Annotated in this window: 14 protein-coding genes and 1 pseudogene; 5 read left to right on the forward strand and 10 right to left on the reverse strand. The window is 58.9% G+C overall.

Translation table 11 applies throughout. The features are described 5' to 3' along the window. Positions 1–12: 12 nt before the first annotated feature. The 8 genes from GKZ67_RS18320 to GKZ67_RS18355 all read right to left on the reverse strand — a co-directional run bounded on the left by GKZ67_RS18320 (position 13) and on the right by GKZ67_RS18355 (position 6,932). Positions 13–315 (reverse strand): DUF4286 family protein, encoded by a 303-nt coding sequence (locus GKZ67_RS18320; RefSeq protein WP_173245266.1) that lies wholly within the window; start codon positions 313–315, stop codon positions 13–15. Between the two features lie 94 nt (positions 316–409). Beyond that, positions 410–850, reverse strand: coding sequence for a DUF6526 family protein (locus GKZ67_RS18325; protein WP_173245269.1), 441 nt, complete (start codon positions 848–850; stop codon positions 410–412). Between the two features lie 123 nt (positions 851–973). Then, complete coding sequence (locus GKZ67_RS18330) at positions 974–1,342, reverse strand: hypothetical protein (protein ID WP_173245272.1); 369 nt, start codon at positions 1,340–1,342, stop codon at positions 974–976. Positions 1,343–1,455: 113 nt separating this feature from the next. Further along, the gene (locus GKZ67_RS18335; protein WP_173245275.1) at positions 1,456–2,757 is read right to left on the reverse strand and encodes an MFS transporter; all 1,302 of its coding nucleotides are present in this window, start codon (positions 2,755–2,757) and stop codon (positions 1,456–1,458) included. Between the two features lie 79 nt (positions 2,758–2,836). After that, the gene (locus GKZ67_RS18340; RefSeq protein WP_217278622.1) at positions 2,837–3,796 is read right to left on the reverse strand and encodes a cation diffusion facilitator family transporter; all 960 of its coding nucleotides are present in this window, start codon (positions 3,794–3,796) and stop codon (positions 2,837–2,839) included. Positions 3,797–3,927: 131 nt separating this feature from the next. Next, positions 3,928–5,667: a TonB-dependent receptor gene (locus tag GKZ67_RS18345; protein WP_173246983.1), complete on the reverse strand. Its 1,740-nt coding sequence runs from the start codon at positions 5,665–5,667 to the stop codon at positions 3,928–3,930. After that, a complete protein-coding gene (locus GKZ67_RS18350) occupies positions 5,565–6,401 on the reverse strand; it encodes a TonB-dependent receptor (protein ID WP_173245281.1) in 837 nt (278 codons plus the stop codon). The genes GKZ67_RS18345 and GKZ67_RS18350 overlap by 103 nt, the downstream gene beginning before the upstream one ends. A gap of 228 nt (positions 6,402–6,629) precedes the next feature. Further along, complete coding sequence (locus GKZ67_RS18355; RefSeq protein ID WP_173245284.1) at positions 6,630–6,932, reverse strand: hypothetical protein; 303 nt, start codon at positions 6,930–6,932, stop codon at positions 6,630–6,632. Positions 6,933–7,285: 353 nt separating this feature from the next. Here GKZ67_RS18355 and GKZ67_RS18360 point away from each other — a divergent pair, with 353 nt between their 5' ends. The 5 genes and pseudogenes from GKZ67_RS18360 to GKZ67_RS18380 all read left to right on the forward strand — a co-directional run bounded on the left by GKZ67_RS18360 (position 7,286) and on the right by GKZ67_RS18380 (position 15,297). Then, a complete protein-coding gene (locus GKZ67_RS18360; RefSeq protein ID WP_173245287.1) occupies positions 7,286–7,726 on the forward strand; it encodes a hypothetical protein in 441 nt (146 codons plus the stop codon). Between the two features lie 124 nt (positions 7,727–7,850). Next, the gene (locus GKZ67_RS18365) at positions 7,851–8,354 is read left to right on the forward strand and encodes a hypothetical protein (RefSeq protein WP_173245290.1); all 504 of its coding nucleotides are present in this window, start codon (positions 7,851–7,853) and stop codon (positions 8,352–8,354) included. A 129-nt stretch (positions 8,355–8,483) separates the two neighbouring features. Continuing rightward, a pseudogene (gene htpG, locus GKZ67_RS18370) lies at positions 8,484–10,312 on the forward strand (molecular chaperone HtpG). 97 nt (positions 10,313–10,409) lie between these two features. Beyond that, complete coding sequence (locus GKZ67_RS18375; RefSeq protein ID WP_173245293.1) at positions 10,410–11,981, forward strand: carboxylesterase/lipase family protein; 1,572 nt, start codon at positions 10,410–10,412, stop codon at positions 11,979–11,981. A 289-nt stretch (positions 11,982–12,270) separates the two neighbouring features. Continuing rightward, positions 12,271–15,297 (forward strand): AsmA family protein, encoded by a 3,027-nt coding sequence (locus GKZ67_RS18380; RefSeq protein WP_254244925.1) that lies wholly within the window; start codon positions 12,271–12,273, stop codon positions 15,295–15,297. An 80-nt stretch (positions 15,298–15,377) separates the two neighbouring features. On the opposite strand, the gene GKZ67_RS18385 is transcribed toward GKZ67_RS18380, so the two are convergent. After that, positions 15,378–15,989 carry a thioredoxin family protein gene (locus GKZ67_RS18385; RefSeq protein WP_173245297.1) on the reverse strand — a complete coding sequence of 204 codons (612 nt, stop codon included), beginning with the start codon at positions 15,987–15,989 and terminating at the stop codon, positions 15,378–15,380. 159 nt (positions 15,990–16,148) lie between these two features. Continuing rightward, positions 16,149–16,451, reverse strand: a complete 303-nt coding sequence (locus GKZ67_RS23885; RefSeq protein WP_254244926.1) for a DinB family protein — start codon at positions 16,449–16,451, stop codon at positions 16,149–16,151.

Below are 16,451 nucleotides of genomic sequence, written 5' to 3' on the forward strand. Positions count from 1 at the left end.
ATTACCGGTTAGTTATTCCACCACTTCCAGCACGGTGCGGAATGAGTGGTACTTACCAGCAAACTTATCGTCCATTTCCTGGCGCAGAGCGGGCGCAAAATGCAGCTGATACGCCTCTAGCTGCTCAAGACTGATGCTGAAATACTGGGCGGCGTAGGTTACACCGTCATCTTCTTCGTTGAGCAAGCGCAGCAGCTGGCTACGAATAAAGCAGCCGGTGCCCACTACTTCGGCCATGTGGTGGTCGCGCATGTAGGCCACCCACGCTTCGGCAATACTGGGCTCCAGGCTGGTGGTAACGTTGTAGAGAATCATACTTTTTACTGCTAATTGAATAGGTAATTGCGGAGCGAGTTGGCCTAAAGCGCCGTTAGGCCTGGTGTAGCCCCAAGCTCACTGCTGCCGGGTATCAGACCCGCATAGTATCGAGCTGGAAGTCATCAATACGGGCCAGAATATCCTTGGACGTGAGCTTTTCGCGGGCGGCAGCCTGAGCCAGCGCGGGCAGCTCCTGGTCGCCGGCGAGGCGCAAAGTTAGGATTTGCTTTAGTGAAAGGTCTTTTTCGAGCGCCGCAAAACGCTGCCCGCTCAGCTCAAAGTAGCGCTGGCGCACTTCGAGGCGGGCCAGCCGGTCTTGCAGCGTGAGCGCGTAGTGCTGGCGAAGCATCACGAGCGTAACAAAAAATAGTAGCGTAACGGCTGCCAGCGAAAACCACAGACGGGAGAGCTCAGAATCGTCACCGGCCAGGTTTGCATAGCGGCGAATGGTATAGATAACCATCAGCAGGGTAAGCGGCAGCAGAATAAAGTGGTGCAGCGGGTAGTAGCGGGCAGGGTTTTTGGCAGCCATGTGGCGGGTAGGAGAAGGGCAAAAACAAGGATACGGGCAAAATAAGAAAAGCTCTGGCCGCAGCCAGAGCTTTTTCTGAGATAAGCAGCAGTGGACTGCCGCAAAAGGCTGTCGCTGTTAGGATTAATGGCCGGCTTTTTCAGCTTTCTTTTCCATTTTCAGCTGCGCTTTGGCCTGCTTTTCCTGCTCGTGGGCCACCTTGGCATCCTGACGCTGCATCTTGAGCTGCTCATTTTGCTGCTTGGCCTGCTGGCGCTGCTCCCGCATCTGGTGCTTTAGGTCGCGGGTCTGGCTTTCCTGCTGCTTGAGCTGGCGGCGGCTGTCGGTTACCGACTGGTCGGCCATTTTGCGCTGGCTACGCTGCTGGTCGTAAGTGCTTTGGGCATTTTGCGGAACCGGGGCGGTCTGGTCGGGCGTGGTCGTTTGGGCATGGCCGGCGAGTGCAGTAAAGACGCTAAAAGCGAAGGCGGCGCCTAATATGGTATTTTTCATATAAAAGATAGCCAGCTGAAGCGGCTAGCCCTTCAACGCGCCGCCGGAGTTATGGTTCAGGTTCTCAGCGAGCCGCGGCCCTGAAGCGTTGGCGCGGCAAGGAGCCCCCGGTGCTAGCTCGGCTCGCTGTAGTCCAGGTCTTTGCCAAAGCTTTCGGGCAGGGTGCTGACAGCCCAGAAGGCCACCAGCAGCGACAGGCCACCCAGGGCGGCCGCCCCGCTGATGCGCCCGCCCAGGTGCGCCTCGGCCCAGCGGAAAGCCGGCACCAGCAGCACCACCGCGCCCCGCGCAAAGTTGGGGGCGGTGGTGGCCACGGTGGCGCGCAGGTTGGTGCCAAACTGCTCGGCCGCTACGGTTACAAACAATGCCCAGAACCCCACCGAGATACCCAACACAAAGCATACGACATAAAAAGTGGTAGGCGTAGCGCCTTGCAGACCAAATAGATATACACCCACCATGAGCGTGCAGAATGCCAGAAAAAACTGCAAAGCCCGGTTGCGACTTTTCAGAAGCTGGCTGAGGCCACCGCTGAAAAAATCGCCGAATACCAGCCCGAAGTAGCACCAGAACACCGCCAGCCCGGCCGAGATAGCCGGCTCGCCGGCAGGCACCCGCACGCCCAGCGCCTCTGCAAACTCGGGCGAGAAGGTGATAAGAATGCCCACCACAAACCACAGTGGAATGCCAATGAGCAGGCAGCGCAGGTAGCGCCCCAGCAGCATAGGGTTGGTAAAAAGGCTCAGGAAATTGCCCCGAGCCACGGTGCTTTCTTTGGTTTTCTGAAACATGCCCGACTCGAATACACTCACGCGCAGCACGAGCAGCGCCAGGCCCAGCGCGCCACCCACCAGGTAGGCGTTGCGCCAGCCCAGGCGCTGGCCCACCCAGTAGCCCAGCATAGCCCCGCTCACGCCCACCGTCGCCACTACCATCGTGCCCAGGCCGCGCTTTTCCTTAGGCAGCGTTTCGCTCACCAGCGTAATGCCTGCGCCCAGCTCACCGGCCAGGCCGATGCCGGCTATCAGGCGCAGCCAGGCGTACTGGTCAAGGGTATGCACGTAGGCATTGGCGAGGTTGGCCAGCGAATACATCAGAATGGAGCCGAAAAGCACCGACAGCCGGCCTTTTTTATCGCCCAGCACGCCCCACAGAATGCCGCCCAGCAACATCCCGCCCATCTGCATCGAAAGCAGGTATTCGCCCTGGCTTTTAATAGCCGCCTTGTCAATGATGCCCAGCTCGTTCAGGCTCTTTACCCGCACAATGCTGAAGAGAATAAGGTCGTAAATATCAACGAAGTAGCCCAGCGAAGCTACTATAACGATGGCCGAAAACAGCTTGGTAGTCTGCACCGCAGACTTCGCGGACTCGTCTAGTTGAGGGGGCGATTGCGGGCGGGCGGGATTTTGCATGCTGAAAAGTACTATGCCGCCCCGACTTTTCGGGGGTGACAAGCTGCTTTTGCGCAGTGCTCCTCAATCCGGGCCCCGGCTAAGCTGACAGCTGCGCGGTATGGGCGGTAGTGGCGCAGCCGCTCTGGCAGCCGTGTTCCAGCTCGGCGTCTTCTACCTGCACGGTGCTGTGGTGAATATGAAACTCGTGCAGCAGCCCGGCCGAAAGGTTGGCCAGCCAGGTGGCATCGGCCCCGCCGGGCCGCACCAGGTGGGCCATCAGCGCCGTGTCGTGCCCATCGCTGCTCATGCTCCAGATGTGCAGGTCGTGCAGGCCCTGCACGCCGGGCTGACCCAGCATAAATTCTCGAACCTGCTCTAAGTCAATGCCGTTGGGCACCGCCTGCAGGCCCAGGCGGATGGTGTCGCGCAGTAAGCCCCAGGAGCCCACTGCAATCACGGCGAGCAGCCCCAGGCCCAGCAGCGGGTCGAGCCAGGTCCAGTGCGTGAAGTAGGTAATGGCCCCGCCTACTACTACGCCCAGGCTTACCAGCGCATCGGTAAGCATGTGCAGGTAAGCCCCGCGCACATTTACGTCACCCTTTTGACCCGCCCGAAACAGGAAGGCAGTGAAGCCATTCACCAGGATACCGGCCCCCGCCAGGGCCATTACGGCCACGCCGTTCACGGGCTCGGGATGGCGCAGGTGGTCGATGGTTTCCCACAGCACAAAGCCCAGCGCCCCGTAAAGCAGCGCCGCATTCAGCAGGGCCGCCTGAATGGTAGCCCCGCGGTAGCCAAACGTGTAGCGGCCCGTGGCCGGGCGCCCCGCCAGCCAGGCCGCGCCCCAGGCCAGTGCCAGGCTCAGCACATCGCTCAGGTTGTGGCCGGCATCGGAGAGCAGCGCCGCCGAGTGGGCCCCGATGCCGCCAATCGTTTCGGCAATAACGAAAGCCAGGTTCAGGCCAATGCCTATGGCAAAGGCGGCGCTGAAGTGGCCGCCTGCCGGTGGCGCAGCATGAACGTGGCCGGCGTGGCTATGGTCGTGGTGGTGGGGCATGTAAGGAAAGAGATTGGGCTCAGGGCCTAAACGCAAAGCCGGGGCATTGGATTCAGGCAAGACACAAGCTAAGGATGCCAGCCGGTAAAGGGGCATCGCCGGAGCAGGCCGGCAATGCCCCTTTTTATGCGCTATTTGAATGCCAGCGGCACTACCACTTTCAAGCTCACCGTGCGGCCCATGTTAAACACGCCCCGGCGGCCCGTTACGTAGTTGAAATCTTCGTACTTCAGGCGGCTCAGGTGCGACTGGTAGGCCACATCGAAGAGGTTGTTGGCCGTGATATAAAGCGAAAACAGGGTTTTGCCCTTGGCATCGGCCACATCGGTGCCCGCTCCGGCGTTAAAGAGCGTGTAGGCCGGCGTAGCCGTTTCGGTGTCGTAGGCGGCAAAGTAGCGGTTCTGGGCGAAGGTTTGCTCCAGCTGAAAGCGGGCGTACACGTTGGTAAGTCGCTTGCCCTGGCGCCGGAAGTTGCCACGCAGCTCCGATTGCAAGCGGTCGGCCGGAATGAAGGGCAGGTATTGCTGGTCGGCGGGCACGTCGAGCTGGCGGGCGCGTACCATCGCAAACGAGTTTTCGAAGTGCAGCCAGTCGAGTGGGTGCGGGTGAAAATCGAGCGTAACCTCGCCGCCCTGCAGCCGGGCCTGCCCCTGCACATAGTTAAAAAGGCCTATATTCGGTCCGGTCGAAACCAGGGAGTCGGTGCCGGCCCGGTTCAGCACCCGGCGCTCAAAAATGTAGTTGCTGATGCTGTTCTCAAAGGCATCAACTGTGAAGCGTACGTGTTCAGAAGTATAGCTCACGCCCGCATCTACCTGCAGGCTGGTTTCGGCCTTGAGGTTGGGCGCACCTACTTCGTAGCGAATGGTGCCCTCGTGCACGCCGTTGGCTCCCAGCTCGGCAATATTGGGCGCACGAAAGCCCCGCGATACGTTGGCCTTCACCGTGAGGCGGTCGCTCAGGTTATAAGCCGCGCCCACGCTGCCGCTATAGTTTTGAAACGTACTCAGGAAGCCCGGAAACTTGGTTTCGGCCCCCGGCATGGTGGGCGCAGTGGGCTGCTCGGTAGTGCCATCCAGGTACAGGCTTTGGGCTGAGATGCGGCGCACGTCGTAACGTAGGCCACCGCTGAGGTCGAGGCTGCCAAACGATTTTTTGAGTACCCCAAACACGCCGCCCTCCGTAATGTCGTAGGCCGGAATTAGAAATTCGGTGCCCAGGTTGCGGTTTTGCTGGCGCAGGCCGGTGGTGCCCACGGCCAGGTTCCAGCCATTGAGCTCGGGCAGAAAATAGCGCAGGGCGTAGTCCACGGTGCGCAGTTGAAAGTAAAGCTGCGCAACCTCGGGCGTAAGTGCGTCGCCGTATTCGCGCCGCAGGTTTTGCTGGTAATTTACCTGCAAGGCCAGCCGCCCGCCTTTCTGGCCGATAATAAAGCTGTTGTCGGTGCCCAGGCGCAGGTGGTTGACTAGCTGGCGCGGCACGGCCAGGCCATAGCCGCGGAGCTCGTCGTCGCTCACCACCCGCGACTGCACCTGGTTGCCCACGGCTACATCGCGCACAAAGCGGCCACTCAGGCTGTCGCGCACGCCTTCAATCAGGCCCAGATTCTGGTTGAAGGTGCTGAATGTGAGATGCGAGTAGCCCCAGGCTTTGTTCAGGCCCAGGTAGCCGTTGGCGTCCCACTCGTTGAAGCCCGAGTTGAAAACCCGGCCATCGTAGCGGTTCTGGTAGTCGCCGGCCACTTTGCGGGTGCCGCGCACCAGCCAGTTCAGGCCATTGATATTGCCCGCGTTTTCGAGCGAATAGCCCTGCTGGTGGTTGTTGGTCTGGTAGTTAGCCGTAGCCGTGCCCGTAATGTGGCCTTCGGCAATGGGGTCGGGGCCAGAAAGTTGATAACCCCCGCCATCGCATCCGAGCCATAGAGCAAGGAGCCGGGGCCCTTGATAATCTCGGCCCGGTCGATGCTGAACTCGTCAATCTCGATGCCGTGCTCATCGCCCCACTGCTGGCCTTCCTGCTTGGCTCCGTTGTTGAGAGTCACCACGCGGTTGTAGCCCAGGCCGCGCACCACGGGCTTGCTGATGGCCGCGCCGGTCGTAATCTGGCTCACGCCCGGCGTGTGCGCAATGGCATCAATCACGTTGGTCGAGGATGTCTGATTGAGGCGGGTGCGGTCTACCACCGTGGTGGGCACCGGCGAGCGCCGCAGCTCCGTAGCCTGCGACACGCCCGTCACCACTACCTGCCCGATTTCGGTGGCGGCGGGCGTCAGCTTCAGCTCCAGCGGCTGGCCGCTGTTGGTATCAACCAGTTGATTGATAGTATTGTACCCTAGCGATACTACCTGTATCAGAAACCGCCCCCGGGGCAGGTTGCTAAAGCTGAAGCGGCCGGTGGCATCGGTGGCAGTGCCTTGCTTGAGGTCGGGAAAAACGATGTTTGCTCCCGGTATGGCTTCGCCGGTGGCGGCGTCGGTGAGGTGCCCGGCAAAGGTGATGGCCGCCCGGGACCGGGCCGGTGCAGCTGCCGGGGCCACCTGCGCCCGAACTGGCAATGAAAACGATAGCGCGCTGGCTAGCAGCGCAGGAGAGTAAGTGCGAAACATTTGAATTAACGAAGCAGTAAGGAGTTGGAGCGCCGTGCGCTGCCAGTGCACACGCCTGGCTCCGCAAACAAACCCCAGCCAAAGGTCAGGGCCTGTTTGCATTTTCTCTAAAACCAAACCAGAGAAAAATCGGAGCAGCCGGCCGAGTAAGCCGGGCAGCATGCAGGTAGAGAACCAGGCGAAAACGCTGATTAACAGGCAATGGCACCAAAAAATAGCGGGCAGCCTCTAGCTTACGGGTGGACCTCGCAGCGTGGTGCTGCGCAGGGCTACCGCCGAGCAAGCCAGCACCGCCGGTGCCGCCAGTGGCTGGTAGCGCAGGCCGAGGCGCGGCTGGGGCAAAGCCAACCGGCTGGACGCCTGAAACGGCACGTTGTAAAACTGCTCAGTCTGGCAGTGGCTGTGGCGCGGGCTCAGAAGCAGCTTGCCTTTGGGGCGCTGGCTACCCGTTAGCTCCGTGGTATGGCCGTGGTTGTGCAACGCCAGTACCCACGCCTCGGGCAGCAGCGTCCGCAGCAGGCAGAGCAGCAAGAGCAGGGCGAGGTAGGGGCGTAAAACGGTCCGCAACACGATAATGCTGAGTGAGCTTCTGTAAAGAGCCCGGTGGAAGTAAAGGGTTGCATGGAGCCGCCAACTTTACCGCCATGCACCGGCGACTAACTCCAAACTCGCAATTATGTTGCATTAGCATGCGGGAACCGGATGCAGTTTGCTGCACAAGAAGTAGCCCCCGTCCTGGCCCGCAAGGCCGCGCTGCTTTGCCCGCTACGCATAGGGCATGCAAAATCGATATAAGCCTAAGATATGGTATCTTGCGGTAAGGTATGTGGTACTATGCGCTCTTCTCCGGTTTGGGTAAACTAAATCTCGGTTTTGTTCTATTAATGGGGCTGGTCCTGGGGCCAGCTTTGGCTTGGGCGCAGGTACCTGCGCTCCTGCCCGGCCGTTGGGAGCTGCGCCAGGTCAGCTTTACGGCGGCCCAAACGGTACCTCCCGAAGTGCTTGAGCAGATGAATAATCCGGAGGTGGCAGCACTAAACCGGGAAGTAGTAAGCGGGCTTGCGCACCTGCTGGTCGAGTTCCGGCCCGATGGCAGCTATCAGTTTACGATAGCGCGGCCGGGCCAGCCTGTTCGCCTGGAGACTGGTAACTATATAGTTAAGCAAGGAACGCTCTTTGCCCAAAGCCCAGCCACGGAAGGCGGCTCCTCATTCGATAACCAGCAGTTGATACAGGTAAGCCGCCGGAAGCTGATAGTAGATTTTCTGGTGGGCGACGCCTTGCCCGGCGTACGCGAGGAAATCGAGTACCGCCGGGTTCCGTAAAAGAAGCTAAAAAAATCAACCGAAAAAAATCCAAAAACGACTACTTGCCGTATTTGTTCAGCTTCCTGTAAACGTTAAGCATTGGCAAGCGCTGGTTCAGAGGCTGTTTACGGTGAATAAACGTATGATTATTAATAAAATAACTGAGTTCTGTATTCAGTACGATGAGATTTCAAGCCTGATGCGGGTGGCCTGGATGGCCGACCGGAATATGGAGCGCTTTCAGCAGGCCTTTACGCAGCTGCGCGTGCTGGTCAAGCGGCTTTGCGTGAAGCGTATAGTGCTGGAATTGAACATGATGCCTGATGTTCCGGTGTACGACCAGCTGTGGTTGAGCACCAAGTTTATGCCGGCTCTTTTTACTGTGCCGCTCGAGCAGGTAGTGATTGTGCTTTCGGCGCAGCGCGTCTACAATCAGCAGGTAGTGGAAGGCGTACTGATGGCGGTTGATGCTCAGCTTCCTTTCGAAGCACATTTTTTTACGCATCCTGCACCAGCACTGGCCTGGCTCACCGACGAGTCGCCCCGCCTGCCCGGTCTATGGGCCGAGTGGGTACATTATTTCGGAGCTTTCTTCTCTTACTCCGACGAGGTGGCCGAGCCCCTGGCCGGCTACCAGCCCCAATAGCCCCGTTTGCTGCCAACCTGGCAGCCGCCAACACCTTGGAACAGCCTTTGAAAAGCCAGGCTGACTGGCAGGCCCCGGCCTGTTAGTCAGCCTTTTGTTATTTCACCCAACACTAAGTCAGCTATTCCGATGTCCGAAACCGGCTCCATTTCCATCCATACCGAGAACATCTTTCCTATCATTAAGAAGTTCTTATATTCTGACCATGAGATATTCTTGCGCGAATTGGTCAGCAATGCCGTCGATGCTACCCAGAAGCTCAAGAGCCTGGCCGCGCTGGGCGAGTACAAGGGCGAAGTGGGCGAGCTGAAAGTGCGCGTGACGGTAGATAAAGAGGCCCGCAAAATCACAATTTCGGACCACGGCCTGGGCATGACGGCCGACGAAATCAAGAAGTACATCAACCAGATTGCCTTCTCCGGCGCCACCGAGTTTGTGGAGAAGTACAAGGAGAAGGATGCGCAGGCCAAAGACCAGATAATCGGGCAGTTTGGCCTGGGCTTCTACTCGGCCTTCATGGTGGCCAGCGAGGTGGAGATATGGTCGAAATCTTATAAGGAAGACAGTGTTACGGCGCACTGGACCTGCGACGGCAGCACCCAGTACACCATCGACGAGCCCACCGGTGAGCACGCCAAGGCCGAGCGCGGCACCGATGTGGTGCTGCACGTAGCCGAAGACTCGGATGAGTTTCTGGAAGAAGCCCGGCTGCGCACCATTCTGAGCAAGTACTGCAAGTTTCTGCCGATTCCGATTGAGTTTGAGGGCCAGCTGATTAACGATACGACGCCCATCTGGACCAAGCAGCCTTCGGAGCTGACCGACGAGGACTACAAGAAGTTCTACCAGGAGCTCTATCCGATGAGCATGGATGAGCCGCTGTTCTGGATTCACCTCAACGTAGACTATCCGTTTCACCTCACGGGTATCTTGTACTTCCCGAAGGTGAAGGACGAGCTGCAATTTTCGCGCAATAAGATTCAGCTGTACTCGCGCCAGGTGTTTATCACCGACGAGGTGAAGGACGTAGTGCCCGAGTTCCTGATGCTATTGCACGGCGTTATCGACTCGCCCGATATTCCGCTGAACGTATCGCGCAGCTTCCTGCAGGCCGATGCGGCGGTGCGCAAAATCAATACCTACATCACCAAAAAAGTAGCCGATAAGCTGGCTGAGCTCTTCCGCAAGGACCGCGCCGGCTACGAGGAGAAATGGGCTGATATTGGGGTGTTTGTGAAGTATGGCATGCTCTCGGATGAGAAATTCTACGACCGCGCCAAGGACTTCGTGCTGCTCAAAAGCGTAAGCGGCAAGCTTTACACGCTCACCGAGTACACCGAGCACATTCAGGCTAATCAGAAAGATAAAACGGACAATACGGTGGTGCTCTATACCACCGATGCCGAGGCCCAGCACGGCTTCGTGGCGGCCGCCCAGGAGCGCGGCTACGACGTGCTGAATATGGACCAGGTGCTCGACGCGCACTTTATTGGCCAGCTGGAGCAGAAACTGGAAAAAACCACGTTTAAGCGCGTCGATTCGGCTACCGTGGGCCAGCTTATTGAGAAGGAAGAAGCGCCCGCCAGCGTACTGAGCGAAGACGACCACAAGAAGCTGGAGGAGCTTTTTACCAGCGCCATCAGCAACCCCAGCATGCACGTCAAAGTGGCCCCCTCTCGCCGCAGGATGCGCCGGTGGTTATCACCCAGAATGAGTTTATGCGCCGTATGAAAGACATGCAGCGTACCGGTGGCGGGGGCGGCATGCAGATGTTCGGCTCGCTGCCCGACTCGTTCGACGTGACGGTGAATGCCAACAGCCCCATTGCGCAAAAAGCCTTGGCCGATGGCGGCGAAACCATTGCCAAGCAAGCCTTCGACCTGGCGCTGCTGGCGCAGGGCCTGCTGAAAGGCGAGGCTCTAACGGCCTTTGTGAAGCGCAGCACCGAACTGCTGTAAGCCTACCGACCAGAAGCCACACGCAAAACGCCCCGTTGCCCGTCCGGCAACGGGGCGTTTTGCGTGTGGCTTCTGTTTCGTGCTGCTATCTTTCAGCATGAAGTTTTTTCTTGCTCTTTCTCTGGTGGCCGGGGCGCTGGCCGCCGTGGCCCAGCCCACCAAAAATTCTCCCAATAGCTTAGCCAATAACCAGGTGCAGGTAGCCGGCGGGCGGCTGGCCGGCGCTACTGCGCCGAGTGGTATTCACGAGTTTAAAGGAATCCCTTATGCCGCGCCCCCCGTGGGGCCGCGGCGCTGGCAGGCTCCGCAGCCGGCCCAGCCTTGGAAAGACGTGCGGCCCGCCACCCAGTTTGGCCCCCGCGCCATGCAGCTGCCACTGTTCAGCGACATGAATTTTCGCTCAAATAGCGTGAGCGAGGACTGCCTGTATCTGAACGTGTGGACGGGCGCGCAGTCGGCCAAAGAGCGGCGGCCGGTGCTGGTGTATTTCTACGGTGGCGGCTTCGTGGCCGGCGATGGCTCGGAGCCGCGCTACGACGGCGAGGCGCTGGCCCGGCGCGGCATCGTAACCGTGACGGTGAACTATCGACTCGGTGTATTTGGCTTCCTGGCCCACCCCGAGCTGACCAAGGAGTCGCCGCACCACGCTTCGGGCAACTACGGCCTGCTCGACCAGGCCGCCGCCCTGCGCTGGGTGAGCGATAATATCGCGGCCTTCGGCGGCGACCCGCAGCATATCACGATTGCCGGGGAATCGGCAGGCTCGTGGTCGGTGAGTGCCCAAATGGCCTCGCCGCTGGCCAAGAATCTGATTGTTGGCGCTATTGGGGAAAGCGGGTCGCTGCTGGGCTTACAGCCGCTGGCTACGCTGGCGCAGGCCGAGCAAGCGGGCGTAGCCTTCGCGACCAGCCTGGGAGCCAGCTCACTGGGCGCTCTGCGGGCGCTGCCGGCCCAGCAAGTGCTCGATGCCACGGCCAAGCCCGATGCGCCACGCTTCTCTGCCATTGAGGATGGCTACTTTTTGCCCCGGCCACCGGCCGAGATTTATGCCGCCGGTGCCCAGGCCGCCGTGCCGCTGCTGGTGGGCTGGAACTCGCTGGAAATGAATTACCCGTTTTTGCTGGGCCAGCTACCGCCCACCGCCGAAAACTACCGCAATACCGTGCAGAAGCTCTATGGCAGCCGCACCGCCGAGGCCCTGCGCCTCTACCCGGCCGGCTCTGACGCCGAGGCTGAGCAGTCGGCCAATGCCCTGGCCAGCGACCGCTTTATCGCTTATAGCACCTGGAAGTGGGCCGAGATGCACGCCCAAACCGGCGACCAGCCCGTGTACCGCTACCTGTTTGCCCGGCCGCGACCGGCGCTGCCGCCCGCCCCGGCAGCCAGTGGGGCGGTGCACTCTGCCGAGATTGAATACGCGCTGGGTAACCTGGGTACCAATAAGGTCTATAACTGGACAGCTGATGACTATAAGGTGTCGGATATAATGCAGGCTTATTTTGCGAACTTTATCAAAAGCGGCAACCCCAACGGTGCGGGCCTGGTCAACTGGCCCGCCGCTAACCGCGGTGCCAAAGGGCAAGCCCTGCGGCTGGACGCATCGCCCAAAGTTGAGGCGGAGGCAAACCGGACGCGCTATTTATTTCTGGAGCAGGCCGGAAAACAGTAAAATTTTCAATGAAGCGGTTTAGAAAGTCGAGACTGGCGGTATCGCCGGCGGTCTGCTTCAGCCCCGACTTTCTAAACCGCTTCAATAGCAGGGCTGGCGCTCGCCAAGTCGACCAGGAGGGATTGCTGATTGCCTATCGGCACTTCACCTTTGGCTGGTGCATGCGGTCTTATTAGCAAAAAACGAGCGTGCCGGGCGTATTTGGTCCCATTTTCGCGTTGAGCGCGCTAGCGGCCAAGGCGTGCCTGGTGGGCCTTACTTTTGCCCATAGCGACTTAATGACTTCTTCATGATACGTAAAATTCTGCTTGGCTTTGTACTGTTTCTGGTAGTGCTGGTTGCAGCGCTGGCGGCGGCTCCTTTCTTGTTTAAAGACAAGCTCCGGGCGCTGGCCGACCAGCAGATAGCGCAGCGCGTGCGCGCGAAGGTGCAGTACAACCCCGACGATATCGGCGTGACGCTGCTCAGCACGTTTCCCGATTTGGGGCTGGATATCAAGAACCTGCGCGTAATTGGCCTCGACTCCTTTAGCCGCGACACCCTGGCTTACCTGCCGCGCCTGCGGGTGGGCCTCGACCTGATGTCGGTGGTGAAAGGCCAGCAGATTGATATAAAAAGCGTGGCCCTCGACCAGCCCGAGTTTTCGGTGAAGGTGCTGAAAAGCGGGCGGCCCAACTGGGATATCATGATTCCGAACGCCGCTGCGGCGGCTAAGGGCCAGGACACCAGCAAGGTAAATCTGGCTATTCGGGGCTGGGAAATTACCAACGGGCGGCTGCGCTACGAAGACCTCAGCATTCCGGTGCGGCTCGATGCGCGGGGTGTTAACCACCAGGGCAAGGGCGATTTTGCCAACAACGTCTTCGACCTGACTTCCAACACCACTATCAGCCAGCTTACGGCCAACTACAATGGTATCGACTACCTGACCAACAAGCAGGTAGCCGCTGCTATTGCCATGAGCATGGACCTGAACAAGAACCTCTATACCTTTAAGGAGAACCAGGTAAAGCTCAACGATTTTCCGTTTAGCTTCGCCGGTGCCATCGGCTTGCCGAATGCTACGGATATCACCTACGACGTGACGTTCAAGGCTTTGCAAACTGATTTTAAGAATATTCTGAGCCTGGTGCCGGGCGTGTACAACGCCCAGTTTAAGAACGTGGAAGCCAGTGGCCAGGTGGCTTTCAACGGCTATTACAAGGGCGTGCAAAACAAGCTGCGGATGCCCGGCTACGGCCTGAACCTGGCCGTGACCAACGGCCGCTTTAAGTACCCCGACTTGCCGCGCGAGGCCAAAAATATCAACGTGGCGATGGTGGTAGACAACCCGTCGGGCTTTACCAACAACGTGAAAGTCAACGTGTCGAAGTTTCACCTCGACCTGGGCAACGACCCGGTTGATGGGAGCGTCGCCATCGATGGCCTCGCCCCAATGAAGGTAGATGGCCACGTAAAAGCCAACGTGAATCTGGCCGAAGCGCTAAAAGTGTATCCGGTGCCCGGCCTCACAATGCGTGGGCAGTTCTTCGTGGATGCGACGGGCAAAGGCATCTATTCAAAAACCCAGATGCCGGTGGTCAACGCGGCCATTAAAATGGCGAATGGCTACGTGAAGTCAGATAAGTTTCCGGCCCCGATTGAAGATATTAACCTCAGCGGTACGGTTATGAATACTACTGGGCAGATGGACGATACTTATGTAAATCTGCTGCAGTTTCATATGATGCTGGAAGGCGAGCCGCTCGATGGCCGCCTCACAGCCCACAATATAGCCAAACCGGTATTTGATGCGAACGTGAACGGCACGGTGGACCTCACCAAAATCACGAAGATTTTCCCGCTTCAGGGCATGACCGTAACGGGTCGTGTAGCGGGTAATATCGCCGCTGCCGGCAACATGGCCGACGTAGAAGCCGGCCGCTACCAGAATGTGAAAGCCAGCGGTACTGTGAAGGCCAACAATGTGACATACAAGAGCAAAGACCTGCCGCAGGGAGTAGCTATCAGCAATGCCGCCGCCACGTTCAACAATAATCAGATTGTTATTCAGAGCCTTAACGGCACGGCCGGCAGCTCCGACTTTGCGGCCAACGGCACGGTGAGCAACTACCTGGGCTACCTCTTTACGCCCGGCCAGCCGCTGCGCGGCACGCTGAACGTGACCTCGCACAGCTTCAACGTAAACGAGTTTATGGTAGACCCCGTGAGCGAGAAGTCGACTGCCACCGGCAAGGCGGCCCCGGCGAAGGCCACGGGCGTGGTGCCCATTCCGAAATTCTTCGACCTGGTATTGAACAGCAAGGTCGATAACGTGACCTACGACAACCTGAAGCTGACGAATGCCGCCGGCACGGTAGCGGTAAAGAACGAAGTGGCTACCCTGAAGAACTTGACTTTTAATACCTTGGGCGCTGCCTTCGGCACTACGGGCAGCTACAACACGCAAGACTTGGCGCACCCCAGGTTCGACCTGGGGCTGAATATCAAGAATCTGGATTTTCAGAAGGCGTTCGGAGCCTTCAACACTGTAAAGGCCTTGGTGCCGCTGGCCTCGCAGGTGCAAGGGATTTTTGGCACTACATTCAACGTGAGCGGCGAGATGGGCCAGGATATGCTGCCCAAGCTGGCCACGCTGAGCGGCAAGGGCTTGTTTGACATCGTGAAAGCCAGCGTGTTGCAATCGCCGGTAATGTCGCAGATTTCCAGTCTCACTACCTTGCCCGAGCTGAAAAACCTGGAGGTGATTAACCGCATCGTGAACGCCGAGATTGTGAATGGCAACTTTGTAGTGAAGCCTTTCGACCTGACGGTAGGCGACGTAAAGATGACGGTGGGTGGCTCGAACAGCCTGGCCGGTATTCTTTCCTACGTTACGGCCATCAACGCACCCACCGGCAAGCTGGGTAATGCCCTGAATAGCAAGCTCACGCAGCTCACCGGCGTATCGAATATCCAGGGTACTGACCGCGTGACGCTGGGCCTCAACATCGGCGGCACCGTCACCAGTCCCAGCGTAAAGCTGACCAGTGGCAGCCTTAAAGACCAGGGCAAGGCCATTGTGACGAATGTGGTTAAAACCAAGCTCACCGACGCGCTGCTGGGCCTGGCGACTAAGAACAAGGCCAAAACCGACAGCACCCAGAAAGCCACCGCCACCACCCAGCAAACCTCGCAGGAGCAGCTCCAACTCGAAATTCAGAAAAAGAAGCTCGAAGCGCAAGAAAAAGCCAAGCAAGCCATCGGCGCGGGCCTGAACAGCCTGTTTGGTGGTCGTAAGAAGGCTGCGGCCCCTGCCGATACAGCAAAAAAATAAAAATAACCGGAAGAGCGCCCACTCTCGAAGGAGAGTGGGTAAAGCATTATACTTTTAATACATATTAAAAGTATAATGCTTTATGAAAGCTTTTGCACCAGCGCCAGCAGCTCGTGCTGGGTGGTACGGGCCGCATCCTGGTCGTACCAGGCATGCACCTGGCTAACAATCTCTTTGAAAGGCGTGTCGTGGGCTTTCAGCTCCTGCATAATGGTTTGCAGCGGCGCCGGGCGCGGGCCCCACACGCCCGCTTCGGTGAGTGAGCCGGCGCGCAGAAAAACGGTAATCGGGATGGCCCGGCCGCCGTTGGTGAGGTAACGGTCGATGAGGTCGGGATGCGAGTCGCGCAAAAAGTACCGCGTTTCGAGGTGGCCGCCGCTGGCCTGGGCTATGGCCTCAAAAACCGGAACCGTCTGGGAAGCGTCGCCGCACCAGCCTTCGGTAATAATCGCCCAGAGGTAGTGTTGCGTAAGCCGGTTTACCGCGGCTTGCAGCTCAGGCAGCACCGCTACGGTTGGCGCCACGCGGTCCATGCGGTCGGCCCCTTCGCGGTAGTGAGGTAGCATTTTCGCCTGCTGCGGGTCGGGGTTTGCCTGAGTCAGCGCTTCGGCAATGTGTTGGCGATAAGCCGGGTAGCTGAGGCCGGTGGCCAGCTGGTCGGCAGTGAGAACGGGGGAGGTGGAAGCAGGCATATACTTGACAAAGCAGGAAAGTAGCGGTAACTCCAATGAAAAGGCCACCCAAGCGGGTGGCCTTACAAGGAATAAGTAGTAGAACCAGCTACCCACTAAAAGGATAGGGCAGTCGTAAAAAGCGGTGAGCGGAAAGCAGGCGAAGCGGCGCCCCACTGCTTACAGCTGCGGAGTTACCTGGCCGCTTATCTCGCGGCAGTAAGTAATAAAATCGGAGTTAACCGGTTCCAGGCCGGCTTCCCGCATCTTGGTAGCTACCTGGCCGCGGTGGTAGCTGGCATGCACCACGCAGTGGGTCAGAATGTCGCTCACCTGGGAGTCGAAGGCATCGCCCTGCGAGTTGGAATACTGAATATGGCGATTCAGCTCCGTATCGTCGGCAGTTTCACACAGCTGCTGGAAGTGCCGCGAGGTTTGCTCGTGCCAGTAGTGCAGGCCGGCCAGGTCGTGTTCCTGCCACAC

The organism is Hymenobacter sp. BRD67 (assembly GCF_013256425.1).
Classification (GTDB): Bacteria; Bacteroidota; Bacteroidia; order Cytophagales; family Hymenobacteraceae; genus Hymenobacter.

Coding starts and splice junctions, on each gene's coding strand:
- GKZ67_RS18320 (WP_173245266.1), bottom strand. CDS start 315: ATGATTCTCTACAACGTTACCACCAGCCTGGAGCCCAGTATTGCCGAA.
- GKZ67_RS18325 (WP_173245269.1), bottom strand. CDS start 850: ATGGCTGCCAAAAACCCTGCCCGCTACTACCCGCTGCACCACTTTATT.
- GKZ67_RS18330 (WP_173245272.1), bottom strand. CDS start 1,342: ATGAAAAATACCATATTAGGCGCCGCCTTCGCTTTTAGCGTCTTTACT.
- GKZ67_RS18335 (WP_173245275.1), bottom strand. CDS start 2,757: ATGCAAAATCCCGCCCGCCCGCAATCGCCCCCTCAACTAGACGAGTCC.
- GKZ67_RS18340 (WP_217278622.1), bottom strand. CDS start 3,796: ATGCCCCACCACCACGACCATAGCCACGCCGGCCACGTTCATGCTGCG.
- GKZ67_RS18350 (WP_173245281.1), bottom strand. CDS start 6,401: ATGTTTCGCACTTACTCTCCTGCGCTGCTAGCCAGCGCGCTATCGTTT.
- GKZ67_RS18360 (WP_173245287.1), top strand. CDS start 7,286: ATGGGGCTGGTCCTGGGGCCAGCTTTGGCTTGGGCGCAGGTACCTGCG.
- GKZ67_RS18365 (WP_173245290.1), top strand. CDS start 7,851: ATGATTATTAATAAAATAACTGAGTTCTGTATTCAGTACGATGAGATT.
- GKZ67_RS18375 (WP_173245293.1), top strand. CDS start 10,410: ATGAAGTTTTTTCTTGCTCTTTCTCTGGTGGCCGGGGCGCTGGCCGCC.
- GKZ67_RS18380 (WP_254244925.1), top strand. CDS start 12,271: ATGATACGTAAAATTCTGCTTGGCTTTGTACTGTTTCTGGTAGTGCTG.
- GKZ67_RS18385 (WP_173245297.1), bottom strand. CDS start 15,989: ATGCCTGCTTCCACCTCCCCCGTTCTCACTGCCGACCAGCTGGCCACC.